A 13,418-nucleotide genomic window follows, 5' to 3' on the forward strand; every position below is an offset into this window, starting at 1 on the left:
GTCCAGAAAGCCAGGGGTGTTGAAGACCTCGGTGTAATTGGACCAGTGCCATGTGTCGGGCCACAGATCGCCGCTCATCGCCTGGCTGTCACTCATCACCGAGGTAAGAAAGACGAAGACGAACGGCAGCACGAAGAAGAGCGCGGCGGCGATGGCGACCGCGTGCACGGCGATCCAGTGCAGTACGGCCTTGCGGCGGGCGGCCGGAGCGGAGGAGGGGCGGGTGGCGGGCCGTACCGGCGCGGACGGTGCCGAGAGGGTGGTGGTGGTCATATCGGTTGGTCCCCTTAAGCCTTCTCAGTCGTCCGCCGACAGCAGACCGGCTCGCCGGCGCATCAGCAGGGTGGTGACGGCCATCGCGATCGCGAAGAGCACGAGCGAGAGCACACAGGCGGCCCCGGTGTTGAAGTTCTGGAAGCCGAGCGAGTACACGAGCTGTGGCACCGTGAGTGTGGAGTGATCGGGGTAGCCGGGCTGGATGACCGAACCGGGGCCGATGCTGACGCCCGAGGCCAGCTTTCCGGCGACCAGGGCCTGGGTGTAGTACTGCATGGTCTGCACCACACCCGTCACAACCGCGAACATCACGATAGGCGTGATCGACGGCCAGGTGACATAGCGGAACCTGGTGAACGCCCCGGCGCCGTCCAACTCGGCCGCCTCGTACTGCTCCTTCGGTACATCCAGCAGCGCGGCCATGAAGATCACCATCAGATCGCCGATGCCCCACAGGGACAGCATCACGAGCGAGGGCTTGGCCCAGGCCGGGTCGTTGAACCAGTTCGGCGCGGCAATCCCGATCTTGCCGAGAATTTCGTTCACCGGGCCGGTGCCGGGGTTGAGGAGAAAGACGAACGCGACGGTCGCGGCCACCGGAGGGGCGAGATAGGGGAGATAGAAGGCGGTGCGGAAGAAACCGACGCCCGACTTTATCTTGGTGACCAGCAGCCCGATGCCCAGACCGAACACCACGCGCAGCGCGACCATCACCACGACCAGCCACAGCGTGTTCCACAGGGCCGGACCGAACAGCGGCATCTGCTCCAGCACATACCGCCAGTTGCGCAGGCCCACGAAGGTCGGCGCCTTGATCTGGTTGTAGTGCATAAAGGAGAAGTAGATGGTGGCGATCAGCGGATAGCCGAAGAAGACGGTGAAGCCGACCAGCCAGGGGGAGAGAAAACCGAGGGTGCGCAGCCGCTTGCGCAGATGCTTACGGCGCAGGGCGGGGGCGTTTGTTGTCGTCGTGGCCATGTCGCCCTCCGTCAGTCCTGCGCCTGGAGAATATCGGCGTCTATCTGGTCGTCCAGTTCCCTGAGCCCCTTGTCCAGGTCATGGACCTTTCCCGCCTCCACGTTGTACGAGAGATCCTGCAGCGAGGTCACGTACTGCCCGCCGTTGATCGAGGGCGGAAGGGCGTTGCTGTACTTGTTCTGCGCGATATCGAGGAAGGTGCGGAAGGTCGGATCGGTGTCAAGCTTGGGGGAGGTGAGCGCCGCCTTGGTGGACGGCACATTGTGAATGGCGTTGGCGAAGGTGACCACCTGATCGGTGTCGGCGGTCAGGAAGCGCACCAGTTCCCAGGCGGCGTTCTGGTGCTTGCTGCTGTGCGCGATGCCCGTGACGGTGCCGGTGAGATAGCCCCGGCCATAGGTGTCGGCCTGGTCGTCGGGCACGGGCAGCGGGGCGGTGCCCCACTTGAACTTCGCGTCCTTGAGGAAGAGACCACGCCATTCGCCGTCCAGGTGCATGGCCAGTTTGCCGCTCAGAAAGGCGTTCTGGGAGGAGAATTCATCGCCGAAGGAGGTACGGAAGGTCTCCAGCGGGCCGTATCCGCCCTGCTCTTGGATCAGGTCCCGGGCGGTGGCGTAGAATTCCTTGATCTTTCCTTCCTTCTCCAGCCGCGCCTTTCCGTGCTTGTCGAAGTACGTCGGACCCCACTGGGCGAAGAGCCGGTCCGGGCTGTTCTGGTAGAGCCGGAAGTTGGACATGAAGCCGACCCGCTCATAGCCCCCGCCCTTGGTGCGCTTGGTCAGCTTGGCCGCGTCCCGCTTGAGCTCCGACATGGTGTGCGGGGGACGCGCGATGCCCGCCTCCTTGAAGGCGTCCTTGTTGTAATACATGCCGTACGCGTCGGCCAGCAGCGGCAGCGCGCACTGCTTGCCCTGGTAACTGGTGTAGTCCAGCAGCGTCTTGGGGAAGACCTTTGCCTTGTCGAGCCCGGTCTTCTTCATGAACGGGTCGAGATCGGCCCACATACCGGACGAGCAGTACTGGCCCACGTTGTTGGTGGTGAAGGACGTGACGACGTCGGGGGCGTCGCCGCCGCCGGCCCGTAGCGCCTGGTTGATGGTCTCGTCGGTGACATTGCCGACGGACTTCACCTTGATATTGGGGTGGAGCTTTTCGAAGCGGGCGATGCTTGCGTTGATCGCCTTGACTTCGTTCTGCTCCGACCAGCCGTGCCAGAACTTGAGCGTGACCGGTTTGGTCGGATCGTCTTCGGCACTGCCGGTGCTCGGGTTGGCGCAGCCCGCCAGGAGCAGGGCGGCGGCGCAGAGCGCTGACCCGAGATGGGCCAATGATCGTCGTGGCATGGACGGACTTCCTTGTGCACGGGGGAAACGGCAGGGGAAGCGGCGGTGCGGGGCGCCGGGCGGGGGGTTGGGTACGGCGATTGAGGACCAGGTGTCGGGGACGGGCGGAACCGGGAAGGCCCGGGCGGTGTACTGGTAGGAGAGGGATGGGGCGGGACGACGGGGTGGACGGGGTCAGGCCGTGTCGAAGACGGTGTGACGGGCATCGGCGAGCGCCGTCTGCAGCGCGCCGATGAGAATCGGATCCCCCTCGACGGCGCTGATCCGCAAGCGCGGCCGGGGCAGCGCGAGCCCGGTCATCTCGGCCTCGACCAGCTCCCGCAGCCGCTCCCCGCCGGCCTGGGCGACCTGTCCGGAGAGCACCACCAGCTCCGGGTCGACCACGGCGACGACCGAGGCGAGTCCGGTGGCCAGGCGGCGGGCCAGCTCGGTGAGGACGGCGTCGCCCGCGCCGGGCGTGCGCAGCGCGGAGGCGAGTGCCTTGGTGGCGGTGGGTGCCTGGATGCCGTGCTCCCGGGCCAGTTCGACCACGGCGGGGGAGCCGACCAGCTTCTGGAAGCCCCCGCCCGCGTCCGGCCGGGCGGCGCTGTCGTCCCCGCCGCGCGCGAGCGGGGCACCCGGCAGCGGCATATAGCCGATCTCCCCGGCGCCGCCGGTCGCCCCGCGCAGCAGAGTGCCGCCGAGCACGATGGCCGCGCCGACGCCCTCGTCGGCCCAGACCAGCGCGAAGTCGTCGAAGTCCTGCGCGGTGCCGTGGTGCTGTTCGGCGACGGCCGCGAGATTGACGTCGTTCTCGATCACCAGGGGCGTGCCCAGCACCTCGGCCAGCTCGTCCCGCATGGTGCGGGACTGCCAGCCCGGCAGGTGGGGTGCGTAGCGCAGGACCCCGGTGCGCGGGTCGAGCGCGCCGGGGGTGCCGATCACCGTTTGCCGCAGATCGTCCCGGGTGAGCCCGGCGGCGGCCAGCGCGCCGTCCACGGCCTCGGCGACGAGCTCGCCGGTGCGGTTGCGCACCGACTCGGCGGTCGCCTCGGCGTTCACCCGGTGCTCGCCGAGGACTTGGCCGGTGATGTCGGCGACGGCGGCGGTGATGCCCTCCTGGTCGACGGCGAGCGCCGCGACATGGGCGGCGGCCGGGTTGATCTCGTACAGCTGGGCGTTGGGCCCGGGGCGGCCGGTGACGTTCCCAGTCGTCCGGACCAGTCCCGCGGCCTCCAGCCGGGCCAGCAACTGGGAGGCGGTGGGCTTGGAGAGCCCGGTCAGCTCGCCGAGCCGGGTCCTGGTCAGCGGCCCGTGCGCGACGAGCAGTTCGAGCGCGGCCCGGTCGTTCATGGCGCGCAGCACGCGCGGCGTTCCCGGAGTGCCTGATGCCGCCATGGTGGGTGCCCCCGTATCGCTCGATGCCTCTGTTAAGAAACTTTCCTATTGATGAACAGCAAGGTAAGGGCCGGGGCGGTGAGGCGTCAATGGGTGCGGCCGGGTGAGTGGGGGCATGGCCGCCAGGCCGGCGAGGGCCGGGCCGGGCCGGGGTCGGAGGCGAGGGTTCCTCCAGCGGGGATCCAGCGGTGCCTGCCACCGTCGCGGGCAATCGATGGAACGGGGAGCGCATGAAAACAACCTCACGAGGGCCGCTCGCGGTGCTCATCGCAGTGCTGCTCGCGGTCGTCGCCGGGGCCGGCGGCGCGCGGGCCGCGTCGGACGGCCCGCACGGGTCAGGCGGCCCGCACGGGTCGGGCGGCCAGGGCGGATCGAGCGGCCCGGCCGGGGTGCATGGCGCGGGCGGGGCGAGCGGCGCGGGCGCGGCCTCGGCGGCGCTGACACAGGCCGGCGGCCTCGGCCGGGACGCCGCCCCGGCCGAGGCCGCCGAGGCGGTCCGGGCCTACTGGACGCCGGAGCGGATGCGGCACGCCGCGTACCAAGGCGGCGGCCCGTCCCGGGGCGCCATCGGACACGCCCAGCGGCAGATCGAGGCACCCGCTGCCGAGTCCGCCGCCGAGCCCGCCGACGAACCCGGCTCCGTACCCCCGGCCGCGGCGAGCAGCCTGGGGACGCCCACCGCGGCCGCCGAGATCCCGACCCGCGTCGGGCGGATCCTGTACGTCGATCCGTTCGACGGCAAGGACAAGGCCTGCGACGGCAACGCGCTGAACAGCGGTTCGCGCCGGCTGGTGGTCACCTCCGGCAGCTGTGTGTACAGCAGGGCGGCGCACGCCTGGATGAACAACTGGGTGTTCATTCCCGGCTACTTCAAGGGGAACGCGCCCTACGGCAAGTTCGTCGGCGACTGGGGATACACGTTCAACGCGTGGATCGACGACGGCAATATGAACTACGACTTCGGGCTGGCGACCACCCACCCCAACGAGTCCGGCCAACGGCTCGTCGACAGGGTCGGCGGCGACGGCTTCGCCTGGAATCAGCCCAAGGAAGAGTTCGTGAGCGCCAACGGATACTCCGTCAACGGGCAGATCCCCTCCGGGTGCGGCGGCTACACCCGCCCCGCCGCCTTCGGGGGCATCGAGCTGCCCTGCGCCCCCTCGGACGGCGGGCTCTCCCGGGGCGGCCGCTGGCTGATGAACGTCGAGCCCGATACCACGCTCGGCTACGTCAACGGCGTGACGAGCATCCACCAGCCCAGCGGCTATCTCCAGAGCCCCTACGTCAACACCGAGTTCAGGGACTTCTTCTACCGGGTCGCCGACAGCTGACCCACGGCTGACGCGACGCCGTCCACACTGGAATTGAGGAACCATCATGCGCGCTTCCAGGACCCTGAAGACGCTCGCCGTCCGCGCCGCGCTCGCGGTGGGCACGGCCCTCGCGGTCTCCACCACCCTCCTCGTCCCCGCCACCCAGGCCGCGGCGGCGCCCGCGGCCGTCGCGCGGGTGGCCGCCGGGCCCACGCTGATCAGCTACGACATCCAGTCCAAGACCCTCACCGGCAGCGGCTTCCTGCCCAGCCACCGGGTGTGGGTCAGGACCGCCGTCTCGGGTTCGGTGCCGACCTGCGGCACCGTCACCCTCTCCGACCTCCGCACCAGCCCCACGCTGCTGCAGACCACCTCCGACCCCTCCGGGAACATCTCCGTCCCGGTGGACCCCAAGGCCACGCTGCCGCCGCTGCTGGTCTGCCCCAACCCGATCGTCTATCTCTACGGGGCGTATCCGGGGGAGCAGGTCCACTTCAGCGCCCACGACGAGCGCTATGAGAACGGCCGTCTGGTCTGGAGCAACACGCTGACCGTCACGGCCTGAGACCAAGCACAGCGAGACCCCGTACGCACAGCCGCGCGACCACCGCGGCTGTGCGTACGGCTGCTTCCCGGCGCTGCTTCTTGGCGCTGCTTCTTGGCTGGGGCGCGGCTATTTCTGGACGGGCGGGGTGGCCGGCGGCGGGATCGGGGTGGTGGCCAGGGACTGCGGGGAGTCCGGGTTGGACAGGGCCGACGGCGCCGCGACGGTCGTCGTTGTCGCCGGGTTGGCGGCATCCTCGGGCTGCAGATCCGGGTCCAGGGGGCGGCCGACGATGCGGATCCCCGCCTCGTCCAGCGCCTTCTTGATCCGCCAGCGCAGCTCGCGCTCGACGCCGAGCGCCTTGCCCGGCATGGTGCGCGCCGTCACCTTCACGACCATGGAGTCCAGGAAGACCGCGTCCAGCCCCAGCACCTCGATCGGCTCCCACAGCCGCTCGTTCCAGGGCTCTTCCTTGGCCATGTCCACGCCGACCTGCGTGATCAGCGCGCGGACCTGTTCCAGGTCCTCGTCCGCGCGGATCTGGACGTCCACGCCGGCCGTGGCCCAGCCCTGGCTGAGGTTGCCGATTCGCTTGACCTCGCCGTTGCGCACGTACCAGATCTCGCCGTTGTCGCCGCGCAGCTTGGTGACGCGCAGCCCGACCTCGATCACCTCGCCGGAGGCCACCCCGGCGTCGATGGAGTCGCCGACCCCGTACTGGTCCTCCAGGATCATGAACACGCCGGACAGAAAGTCGGTGACCAGGTTGCGGGCGCCGAAACCGATGGCCACACCCGCGACACCGGCGCTGGCCAGCAGCGGTGCCAGATTGATCTGCAGCGTCGACAGGATCATCAGCGCCGCGGTGCCCATGATCAGGAACGAGGCGACGGAGCGCAGCACCGAGCCGATCGCCGAGGATCGCTGGCGCCGCCGCTCCGCGTTGATCAGCAGACCGGCCAGGGCCGTGCCGTCCACGGCCTGGGCGGTGCGGTTCATGCGCTCTATCAGCTTGGTGATCGCGCGCCGCACGACGGTCCGCAGCACGAACGCGATCACCAGGATCAGGGCGATCCGCAGCCCGATGCTGAGCCAGGTGGACCAGTTCTCCTGCACCCAGCCCGCGGCGTTGGTGGCGCTCTCCTGCGCGTCCTTCAGCGGGGTGGGAGTGCTGGGAGTGGGAGTAGGCGTGGCGTCTGCGGCCGGAGCAGCGGACCAGAACACAGCGAAACCCTTCATGTGCGACATGCCCGGACGGAGGACCGGCGGGCAACCCCTCACACAGTAGCCGGGCCCGGGAATGTGCCGTTCCTGTGTTCGAGAGCGCGTGAGGGCGCCGAGGGGGCGTACAAGAGCGGGGTGAGGGCGTCAGCCGGGCGATTTCCGCCGCAGCCCGGGGCGGCCCGTGATTCTTGCCACTCTCATGGGCGTCCGCGGGCCCGGATGGCCGCCGAATTCCGCTCTTCCGGCGGTATGCGGGCGGTACGCGGAAATGCCTCTCAACCGTTAACCCGGTGATGGTGGCGTTCCGGCCGGGGTTCAGGGGAAACTGGGGGAGATCGTCCCGGCGCGAGCCACGCGCCGCCGGCGTACAAGGAGGCACCCGTGCCGCATGTCCTGGTCCTCAACGCGTCGTACGAGCCGCTCGGCGTCGTACCGCTCCGCCGCGCGCTCGTACTCGTCCTCAACGACAAGGCCGTCAGCCTTGAGGACTCAGGCGCCCTGATGCACAGCGCGACCCGTGTCATACCCGCACCCAGCGTGGTCCGTTTGAAGCGATTCGTCCGGATGCCCTACCGGGGCCCCGTGCCACTCACCCGCCGTGCCCTGTTCGCCCGCGACGGCGGGCGATGTGCGTACTGCGGTGGCGTGGCGACCAGCGTCGACCACGTGATCCCCCGCAGCCGCGGCGGCCAGCACACGTGGGAGAACGTGGTGGCCGCGTGCCGTCGCTGCAACCATGTCAAAGCCGACCGCCATGTCGCGGAGATCGGCTGGCGGCTGCGCCATCAGCCGGCGCCGCCGTCGGGCCTCGCCTGGCGGATCATCGGCACAGGGCATAGGGACCCGCGCTGGCTGCCATACCTGCAGCCGTACGGCGCGGAGGACGCCATGGCCCGGATCGACGGCAAATCTGCCTGAGACCGGGCCATCGTCATGTCTGCGTACCTGCGACGCCGCGCGGTGTTCGTGCGGCGGTCCGCGGACCGTGGCCCCCGCGGCGGAGCGGGGGCCACGCGCTGTCCTGCGCGCTGTGCGGACCCGCGGCCGGCGGCCCGCGGCCCGCTTTTCAGTCGGCCGTCACCGCATACGCAGCCACTGACCACAGGGAGTAGCCGAAGCGGGTGGCGCGCTCGGCGCCCTGGATGCGGATGAAGCGGGTGCCGGGGGCGTCCATCCGGACGGTCTCGTGCCCGCCCTGGCCGTCGGAGACGGTGGCCGCGGTGCGCCAGGTGCGGCCGTCGGCCGAGACCTGGACGCGGTAGCGGCTGGCGTAGGCGTCCTGCCAGTGCAGATCGAGCCGGCCGACCCGGGCCGGGCGGGCGAGCTCCAGCTGGAGCCAGGCGCCGTCGTCGGCGGGGGAGGACCAGCGGGTGGCGGGGTCGCCGTCGATCGCGGCGGAGGCCGGGAAGTCGGCGGTCTCATCGGCCGACGATGTCGCCTCCGTGCCGTCCGCGCGGGCCAGGTCCGGGCCGCCGGTGGGCGGGAAGGCCCGTACGGTCAGAGAGGTCTCCTGTGAGCCGAAGCGCACCGGGACGGTGAAAGTGCCCGCTTTGGTTCCGTCCGGGATCGAAACCTCGATCCGGGCGGTCGCGGTGGATCCGCGCCGGGCGGTCACCGCCTTGTCGGCCGTGACGTGGACACCGCGCGGCGCGTGGACGGTCAGCTCGCCGTGGATGTCCTCGGGGCGGCGCGGGGTGACGTGGGCCTCGACGACGACGGCACGGCCGCCGGTCTCGGCGTCGACCACGTCCCGGGACAGCCGCAGCTCGGCGGCCGGGGTGTCGGCGAACCACGGGGTGATCTCGTGTACGTCGGGCGGTGTCGTGCCCGCCTCCCAGGTCAGCCGCAGCGCGTCGGCCCGTACGCCACGGCCCGCCAGCTGGGTCCAGCCGCTGCCGGAGACCGCGCCGAGCTTCCGCCAGCCCTCGTCCGGGACATGGACCCAGACGGTGCCGGGCGAGGCGGCGGCACGCCCGGTGAGCGCGGAGACGGCGGTGAGCGGGCGGGCGCGGTCGAAGCGCACCGTGACCGGGCCGGTGGGGGCCAGCGAGGTCGCCGCGTCGCCGTCGGCGGCGGCGCGCTGGGCCTTGGAGGTGTGCAGCGACTTCTGGTCCGCGGCGTCCAGGCCCGTCCAGGCGTCGGCCCGGGTGAGGGCTTCCTTCAGGAAGGGGCCCAGGACGCCCTTGCCCACCGTCACCCGGCTCTTCGCGATCTTCTCGTTCAGTTCCTGCACCGCGGTCCGGGCCGACCAGCTCGCCGCCCCGTCGCCGCGCGCCTGGGCGGTGAGCATGTCCACGGCCTGCGCTCCGGCGTCGCCGTAGCGCCCCAACTGGTCCAGCCAGGGGCCCAGTTCGCCGCCCAGGGTCGTATCGAGCCGTTCGGGGGCGTCCCGCATCGTGGTGAAGGCCGAGCGCAGCCGGTCCGCCGCCCGGTCGAGCCGCTGCCCCTCGCCTTTGGCGAGCGCCGTCCAGAACGCCTCGATCAGCGGGCGCAGATACGCGGACTCCTCGCCGCCGAGGACCGAGGACGCGTCGTTTCCGGCGACCGCGCGCAGGGCCGCGCGGGCGCGCGGGTCGGGCCCGGCCAGGTCGTCGACGGCGGCCCGCCAGGACTCCTGGGCGCGGTAGCCGCGCGGGTTCCAGGCGAAGTCGGCGGCGGTGAACAGCGCGATACGCGAGGCGGTCGGCTGCTCCATGGCGTTGGCGAGCAGCCCCGCGGACTGGGTGGCGACTGCCGGGTCGCGCCCGGTGTACGGGCCGAGGAAGACCCGGTCCTGGGCGTAGTCGTTGACCGGGTAGTTGTCCATGGTGACCAGTGGGTGGCCGAATGCGGCCCGCGCGTCGGCCAGTTCGCTGCCGGTGATGGTCTTGGGCACCACCCCGACGCCGGTCCAGGCGATCTCCACACCGGGGTCGACCCGGTCGGCCAGCGCGCGCCGGAATTCGGTGGCGCCGTCCTGGTAGTACTCGGTCGGCATCAAGGAGAGCGGGGCGGCGTCGGGGTGGCGCGCGGCCAGATGCGCGGCGACCGCGCCTGCGACCTCGGCCTGCGCCTGGGCCGCAGCTTCGGGGCCCGAGCCGTAGGTGTCGGCGTCCGCCCCGCAGTGCCACTCGCTGTAGCTGACGTCCTGGAACTGGAGTTGGAAGGCGCGCACCCCGAGCGCCCACATGGCGTCCACTTTGCGCAGCAGCGCCCTGCGGTCCTCGGCGGAGGAGAAGCACAGCTCCTGGCCGGGGGAGACCGCCCAGCCGAGGGTGACGTGGTTGCGGCGGGCCTGGTCGGCCAGCTCCCGGAACTCCTCGCGCCGCTCGGCGGGGTACGGGTCGCGCCAGCGGGCCTGGCGGTAGGGGTCGTCGCCGGGCGCGTAGAGGTAGCGGTTCTGCTTGGTACGGCCCATGAAGTCGAGCTGGGCGAGCCGGTCCTGGTGGGACCAGGGCTGGCCGTAGAAGCCCTCGGTGGTGCCGCGAACCGTGGCGGCGGGCCAGTCGCGCACGGTCACCCCGGGGAAGGTGCCCCCGCCGTGCGCGGGCCGGACCAGGAGCTGGCGCAGCGTCTGGACGGCGTGGAAGAGGCCGTCCGGGCCGACGCCGGACAGCGCGACCGTCGGCACCCCGGCCGCCCGGCCGGTCGCGAGCCGGTAGCCGCCGGAGGGCAGATCGCCGCGCTCGGGTGCGCCCAGGGCGCGCAGTGCGCTCTGCGCGCCCCGCCCGCCGACGCGCACCACCAGCCCGTTCGCCAGCGGCATCCCCTTGGGTATGGGCTCGGTGGCCTCGTTGACGATGCGCGCCCCGGCGTCGTGCAGCAGGGCGCGCAGCGCGTCCAGTGCGTACGGGTCGGAGTCGGCGTCGGCTATGAGCGTGACCTCCTCGCCCACGCTCACACCGGATCCCTGGGCGCGCAGCGACTGCGGGCGCGGCCATACGGGCCGCACGGCGCCGTCGCTCTCGCGGTCCGTCGTCGAGGTGCCGGGGGCGCCGCGGTCCCCGGGTGCGGCGGCCGCCCCTGGCGCGCCGCCCAGCAGTCCGCCGATGACGGCGGCGGCCATGGCCGTGGCTCCGGCCGCCCTCGATGTTCGTCCTCGGTTTCCCCGCAACTGCACGGGCTTCTCCTCGATACGGACTGGTGGGTCGCTTAGGTGTAGCCCTGGTAGGCGCGAGCCCACCATCGCGCGTGTGAGGGTGTCAACGGCGGTGACCGAAGTGCCGGTAATGCCATGGTGTGTGGTGTGACGAGATGAGCACTGCGGCAAAGGCGCCGGGCGCTTTGTGGCGGGGGCGGGGGCAGGCCGACAGTGGCCGGGGCGTGCGCCTTGACACCGAAAGTCTCACGCCGGAATGTCGGGTTGGTCAGTAAGCTATGTGTCTCGGACCCCTTACGACCGTCAAATCGTCTGCTTCAGGGGATGTGAGCTGAGGCACGTCAGGGGACCGGTTACGTCTGCGACCGCCTCGAGTGGGTAGGCCTGCCCTGTCCCACTGCCGACACCCTCACGGAGGCCCGTGTGGCCGCGTCAGCTCAGCTTCTGCTCTCTGCTCTCTCCAAACCTGTGACCGAACCTGCGACCGGCATCGCATCCGGACCGGGGGAGCCCGACCCGTTCGCCGGGGTCACCCACCCCGACTGCGGCCTGTGCGGTCTGGAGGGGGCCGGCTCCGGTCTGCACGCGGAGACGCCGCTCACCAGTGAGCCAGCGCCCGCCGATATCGCCCCCCTGACCAGCGAGCCTCCGCTCGCCGCCGAACTGCCGCTGACGAGCGAGCCGACCACTGCCTCGTTCGGCGCCGGGGCGGGCATGGAGCTCATGGAGTTCTGATGGAGTTCTGAATGGAGTCCTGATGGGCAGAGCGCTCCTCGCCGAGCTGCACGGCGTCGCCACCTCCTACGAGCCCGCCCCCGGCCGCACCGTGCGGGTGCCCGACGACACCGTCGTCGCCGTGCTCGCCGCGCTCGGCGTGGACGCTTCGACCCCTCACTCCGTACAGGCCGCTCTGGAGCGGCACGAGCGCGAGGAGCGCGACCGGCTGCTGCCGCCCTGCGTGGTGGTGCGCCCCGGCCGGCCGCCACGGCTGCGGCTCCCCGAGGGCACCGTGCTGCGGGTGGAACCCGAGGACGGCGCGCACGGCGCGGCGCTCGACTGGCGGCCTGCCGCCGACGGCCCGGCGTCCTCCGCGCTCCCCCTGGGCCGCCACACCGTGCACGCCCACGCCCCCGACGGCGGTTCGGCCACCGCCACCCTGATCGTCGCCCCCGACCGGATGCCGACGCCCCCGGCGCGCAGCCACGGCTTCCTCGTCCAGCTGTACTCGCTGCTGTCCGCGCGCTCCTGGGGGATGGGCGACCTCGGCGATCTGGCCGACCTCGCCGCCTGGTCGGGCCGGGCGCTGGGCGCCGGGTTCGTCCAGCTCAACCCGCTGCACGCGGCCGTGCCCGGCACACCGGCCGAGCCCACCGACCCCTCGCCGTACCGCCCCTCCTCGCGCCGCTTCCCCGACCCGGTCCACTTACGGGTCGAGGACGTGCCCGAGTACGCCCAGCTGCGCGGCCCCGCGCGCGACCGCGTCGACCAGCTGCTGGAGCGGGCCGCCGCGCTGCGCACGGCCGTGCTCCACGAGGGCGCGCTGATCGACCGGGACGCGGTGTGGGCGCTCAAGCGGGAGGCCCTGGAGCTGGTGCGGACCGTGCCGCTCAGCCCCGGCCGCCGGGCCGCCTACTGCGACTTCCTGGCCGAGCGCGGCCAGGCCCTCGAGGACCACGCGATCTGGAGCGCGCTCGCCGAGCTCCACGGCCCCGCCTGGCGCGCCTGGCCGGACGGCCTGGCCGACCCCCGGTCCGCCGCGGTCGCCCGCGCCCGGGGCGAGCACCTGGACCGGGCCGACTTCCACTGCTGGCTCGCCTGGCTGACGGACGGGCAGCTGGCCGCCGCGCAGCGCGCCGCGCTCGACGCCGGGATGGCCATCGGCCTGGTGCACGACCTGGCGGTCGGGGTGCATCCGTCGGGCGCCGACGCCTGGGCGCTGCGGGACGTCTTCGCGTCCGGGATGTCGATCGGCGCGCCGCCGGACGCGTTCAACTCCCGCGGCCAGGACTGGGGGCTGCCGCCGTGGCGCCCGGACGCCCTGGCCGCCACGGGCTACGCCGTCTACCGCGATCTGCTGCGCGGGCTGCTGCGGCACGCGGGCGCGCTGCGCATCGATCATGTGATGGGCCTGTTCCGGCTGTGGTGGGTGCCGGAGGGGCGGGAGCCGACCGAGGGCTGTTACGTCCGCTACGACGCGGAGGCCATGCTCGGTGTGCTCGCGCTGGAGGCGTATCGCGCGGGGGCGGTGGTCATCGGCGAGGACCTGGGCACGGTGGAGCCGGGGG

10 protein-coding genes and 1 pseudogene are annotated in these 13,418 nt (G+C 71.8%); 5 read left to right on the forward strand and 6 right to left on the reverse strand.

Annotated elements, in window-relative coordinates; genetic code table 11:
- From CCN51_RS36315 to CCN51_RS36330, 4 genes and pseudogenes are all read right to left on the reverse strand, one after another.
- Positions 1 to 273, reverse strand: a pseudogene (locus CCN51_RS36315) (carbohydrate ABC transporter permease); the annotation flags it as partial.
- A gap of 24 nt (positions 274 to 297) precedes the next feature.
- Positions 298 to 1,254 (reverse strand): carbohydrate ABC transporter permease, encoded by a 957-nt coding sequence (locus tag CCN51_RS36320; protein ID WP_014179643.1) that lies wholly within the window; start codon positions 1,252 to 1,254, stop codon positions 298 to 300.
- Positions 1,255 to 1,265: 11 nt separating this feature from the next.
- Positions 1,266 to 2,597, reverse strand: coding sequence for an ABC transporter substrate-binding protein (locus CCN51_RS36325; protein ID WP_043487604.1), 1,332 nt, complete (start codon positions 2,595 to 2,597; stop codon positions 1,266 to 1,268).
- Between the two features lie 174 nt (positions 2,598 to 2,771).
- On the reverse strand, positions 2,772 to 3,974 hold the full coding sequence (locus CCN51_RS36330; RefSeq protein ID WP_078610640.1) for an ROK family transcriptional regulator: 1,203 nt from the start codon (positions 3,972 to 3,974) through the stop codon (positions 2,772 to 2,774).
- Between the two features lie 230 nt (positions 3,975 to 4,204).
- On the opposite strand from CCN51_RS36330, the gene CCN51_RS36335 reads away from it, so the two are divergent.
- Both CCN51_RS36335 and CCN51_RS36340 read left to right on the forward strand, forming a co-directional pair.
- On the forward strand, positions 4,205 to 5,305 hold the full coding sequence (locus tag CCN51_RS36335) for a trypsin-like serine peptidase (RefSeq protein ID WP_143675994.1): 1,101 nt from the start codon (positions 4,205 to 4,207) through the stop codon (positions 5,303 to 5,305).
- A gap of 46 nt (positions 5,306 to 5,351) precedes the next feature.
- Positions 5,352 to 5,852 carry a hypothetical protein gene (locus CCN51_RS36340; protein WP_014179647.1) on the forward strand — a complete coding sequence of 167 codons (501 nt, stop codon included), beginning with the start codon at positions 5,352 to 5,354 and terminating at the stop codon, positions 5,850 to 5,852.
- A 108-nt stretch (positions 5,853 to 5,960) separates the two neighbouring features.
- Here CCN51_RS36340 and CCN51_RS36345 read toward each other — a convergent pair whose 3' ends face one another.
- Complete coding sequence (locus CCN51_RS36345) at positions 5,961 to 7,070, reverse strand: mechanosensitive ion channel family protein (RefSeq protein ID WP_245881742.1); 1,110 nt, start codon at positions 7,068 to 7,070, stop codon at positions 5,961 to 5,963.
- Between the two features lie 366 nt (positions 7,071 to 7,436).
- Here CCN51_RS36345 and CCN51_RS36350 point away from each other — a divergent pair, with 366 nt between their 5' ends.
- Positions 7,437 to 7,973 (forward strand): HNH endonuclease, encoded by a 537-nt coding sequence (locus tag CCN51_RS36350; protein WP_014179649.1) that lies wholly within the window; start codon positions 7,437 to 7,439, stop codon positions 7,971 to 7,973.
- 148 nt (positions 7,974 to 8,121) lie between these two features.
- Here CCN51_RS36350 and CCN51_RS36355 read toward each other — a convergent pair whose 3' ends face one another.
- On the reverse strand, positions 8,122 to 11,100 hold the full coding sequence (locus tag CCN51_RS36355) for a glycoside hydrolase family 84 protein (protein WP_014179650.1): 2,979 nt from the start codon (positions 11,098 to 11,100) through the stop codon (positions 8,122 to 8,124).
- Positions 11,101 to 11,556: 456 nt separating this feature from the next.
- On the opposite strand from CCN51_RS36355, the gene CCN51_RS36360 reads away from it, so the two are divergent.
- Positions 11,557 to 11,868, forward strand: a complete 312-nt coding sequence (locus tag CCN51_RS36360; protein ID WP_014179651.1) for a hypothetical protein — start codon at positions 11,557 to 11,559, stop codon at positions 11,866 to 11,868.
- Between the two features lie 22 nt (positions 11,869 to 11,890).
- On the forward strand, positions 11,891 to 13,418 hold a 1,528-nt coding region (malQ, locus tag CCN51_RS36365; protein WP_086860567.1), incomplete at its 3' end, for a 4-alpha-glucanotransferase.

This window comes from Streptomyces milbemycinicus, from assembly GCF_002154605.1.
Lineage (GTDB): Bacteria > Actinomycetota > Actinomycetes > Streptomycetales > Streptomycetaceae > Streptomyces > Streptomyces milbemycinicus.

Excerpts from the sequence above, each read along its gene's own strand:
- CCN51_RS36340 (WP_014179647.1), top strand. The coding sequence starts at position 5,352 with ATGCGCGCTTCCAGGACCCTGAAGACGCTCGCCGTCCGCGCCGCGCTC.
- CCN51_RS36335 (WP_143675994.1), top strand. The coding sequence starts at position 4,205 with ATGAAAACAACCTCACGAGGGCCGCTCGCGGTGCTCATCGCAGTGCTG.
- CCN51_RS36325 (WP_043487604.1), bottom strand. The coding sequence starts at position 2,597 with ATGCCACGACGATCATTGGCCCATCTCGGGTCAGCGCTCTGCGCCGCC.
- CCN51_RS36320 (WP_014179643.1), bottom strand. The coding sequence starts at position 1,254 with ATGGCCACGACGACAACAAACGCCCCCGCCCTGCGCCGTAAGCATCTG.
- CCN51_RS36330 (WP_078610640.1), bottom strand. The coding sequence starts at position 3,974 with ATGGCGGCATCAGGCACTCCGGGAACGCCGCGCGTGCTGCGCGCCATG.
- CCN51_RS36345 (WP_245881742.1), bottom strand. The coding sequence starts at position 7,070 with ATGAAGGGTTTCGCTGTGTTCTGGTCCGCTGCTCCGGCCGCAGACGCC.
- CCN51_RS36355 (WP_014179650.1), bottom strand. The coding sequence starts at position 11,100 with ATGGCCGCCGCCGTCATCGGCGGACTGCTGGGCGGCGCGCCAGGGGCG.